General features: G+C 72.4%; 3 protein-coding genes. All 3 read right to left on the reverse strand.

Annotated elements, in window-relative coordinates:
* Positions 1-42: 42 nt before the first annotated feature.
* Positions 43-933, reverse strand: coding sequence for a carbohydrate kinase family protein (locus ASF38_RS04440; RefSeq protein WP_056573913.1), 891 nt, complete (start codon positions 931-933; stop codon positions 43-45).
* A gap of 3 nt (positions 934-936) precedes the next feature.
* The gene (locus tag ASF38_RS04445) at positions 937-1,845 is read right to left on the reverse strand and encodes a pseudouridine-5'-phosphate glycosidase (protein ID WP_055962731.1); all 909 of its coding nucleotides are present in this window, start codon (positions 1,843-1,845) and stop codon (positions 937-939) included.
* Positions 1,846-1,863: 18 nt separating this feature from the next.
* The coding region (dcd, locus tag ASF38_RS04450; RefSeq protein ID WP_235497392.1) for a dCTP deaminase at positions 1,864-2,284 on the reverse strand (421 nt) is incomplete at its 5' end.

A 2,284-nucleotide genomic window follows, 5' to 3' on the forward strand; every position in this document is an offset into this window, starting at 1 on the left:
ACTACTGATTCCGCAACTTCCGGGCAAGTTCGCGCCGGATGCTCACCGCGGGGGTCGCGCGCCGAGCGCGGCGATGCACCGCTCCGCGGCCGACCGGCCGGCCTCCAGGGCCGGCACGGGGTCGTGCCGACGCACCCACACCGACAGGAACCCGGCCGCGAAGGCGTCGCCGGCTCCCGTCGTGTCCACGACCGACGTGCGGGGCGCGGTCAGCTGCTCGCGCACGGGTGCACCGTCGACGGAGCCGATGAAGGCCGCGCCCATCGAGCCGAGCGTCACCACCACCGCCCCGAAGCGACCCGCCAGGGCGTCGAGGTCGATCTGCGGCCCGCGCGCGTCGACGAGGACGCGCGCCTCGTCGATGTTGGGGAACGCGAGGTCGGCGCCGTCGACCCAGTCGAGGAACGTCGCCCCGCCGCACGCCCGCAGGAACGACACCGTGCTGGGGTCGATGCTGACCCCGGCGCCTCGTGCCCTCGCCTGCGCCACGAGCCCGAGGGCCATCGACCGGGTGCCCTCGTCGAAGAACGAGTAGCCGGTGAGGTGCAGCCAGGTCACGCCGTCCCAGGCCTCGGGCGGGACGTCGGCCGCCTGCAGCCGCGTGTTCGCACCCCTGTCGACGAACATCGTCCGCTCCCCGACCTCGTCGAGCTGCAGCAGGATGGTGGCGGTCGGCAGCTCGGGGTCGGCCGCCAGGCGGACGTCCACGCCGTGCGCCTGCAGGGCCGCCGCGTGGCGCTCGACCGCGTCGGCGCCGACCCGGCCCACGAACCGGGTCGGGACGCCAAGGCTGCCCAACCACGCCGCCACGTTGGCCGCCGAGCCACCGGGTGCCATCCGGATGGTCGCCGGCGTGTCGCTCGCCGGGGTGACCTCGGCGAGCGGCTGCACGCTGATGTCGTCGACCACGTCGCCGACGACCAGGATCGTCATCGGCTACAGCGCGGCCCAGGCCGACGCGATGTCGGCCGCCACCCTGATGTTGTTCTCGACGATCCGCAGGTTCACGGACAGGCTCTCCCCGTCGGTGAGCTCGACGATGGTCGAGAGCAGGAAGGGGGTGACCTCCTTGCCCTCGATGCCCTTCTCCTCGCAGCGGCGCAACGCCTCGGCGAGCACCCGGTCGTGCAGGTCGGGGTCGAGCTGCTCGTCGACGGGGAGCGGGTTGGCCACGACGATCGCGCTGCACAGCTCCAGCTGCTCGCGCGACTCCATGACCGCGGCGACGGCGCCGCCGTCGGGCACCGTCCAGTCCAGCGGCTCGCCGGACGACCGCAGCCAGAAGCTCGGGAACTCCTGCGTGCCGTAGCCGAGCACCGTGATGCCGAGGGACTCCATGCGCTCCAGCGTCGCGCCGATGTCGAGGACCGACTTCACGCCCGCGGAGACGACCGTGATCGGCACCTCCGAGAGCGCCTTCAGGTCGTTGGACTCGTCGAAGGTGCTGCCCGCTCCTCGGTGCACCCCTCCCAGGCCGCCGGTGGCGAAGACCCGGATGCCCGCGTGGTCGGCGATGAACGACGTGGCCGCCACCGTCGTGGCACCGCTGCCACCGCGAGCCAGCACCACGGGCAGGTCGCGCATGCTCAGCTTGGCGACGTCCTCGGAGGCGACCCGCTCCAGCTCGGCGTCGGTCAGCCCGGCCTTCAGCTGGCCGTCGAGCACCGCGATCGTGGCCGGGACCACGCCGCGATCGCGCAGCATCTGCTCGAAGTGCCGCGCGGCCACGAGGTTGTCGGGGCGGGGCAGGCCGTGGGAGATGATCGTCGACTCCAGGGCCACGACCGGACGCCCGGCCGACAGTGCCTCGGAGACCTCGGTGCTGATCGAGAGGGGTAGGGACATGGGGGATCGCCCTCGGCTCTAGATGCGTGTCTGGTGGAAGTTGGCGTGGGACCGCGACGCCGTCGGTCCGCGCTGCCCCTGGTAGCGGGACCCGTACTTGGCCGATCCGTACGGGTTCTCGGCCGCCGAGGACAGCCGGAAGAAGCAGAGCTGGCCGATCTTCATGCCCGGGTAGAGCTTGATCGGCAGCGTGGCGACGTTGGCCAGCTCGAGCGTCACGTGGCCCGAGAAGCCGGGGTCGATGAAGCCGGCCGTGGAGTGGGTCAGCAGGCCGAGCCGACCGAGCGACGACTTGCCCTCGAGGCGGGCCGCGACGTCGTCGGGCAGCGTCACGAGCTCGTAGGTGGACCCGAGGACGAACTCGCCGGGGTGCAGCACGAACGTCTCGTCACCCTCGACCTCGACGGGCCGCGTGAGGTCGGACTGGTCGGCGGCCGGG

Source organism: Aeromicrobium sp. Leaf272, from assembly GCF_001422865.1.
Taxonomy (GTDB): Bacteria; Actinomycetota; Actinomycetes; order Propionibacteriales; family Nocardioidaceae; genus Aeromicrobium.

Excerpts from the sequence above, each read along its gene's own strand:
- ASF38_RS04440 (WP_056573913.1), bottom strand. The coding sequence starts at position 933 with ATGACGATCCTGGTCGTCGGCGACGTGGTCGACGACATCAGCGTGCAG.
- ASF38_RS04445 (WP_055962731.1), bottom strand. The coding sequence starts at position 1,845 with ATGTCCCTACCCCTCTCGATCAGCACCGAGGTCTCCGAGGCACTGTCG.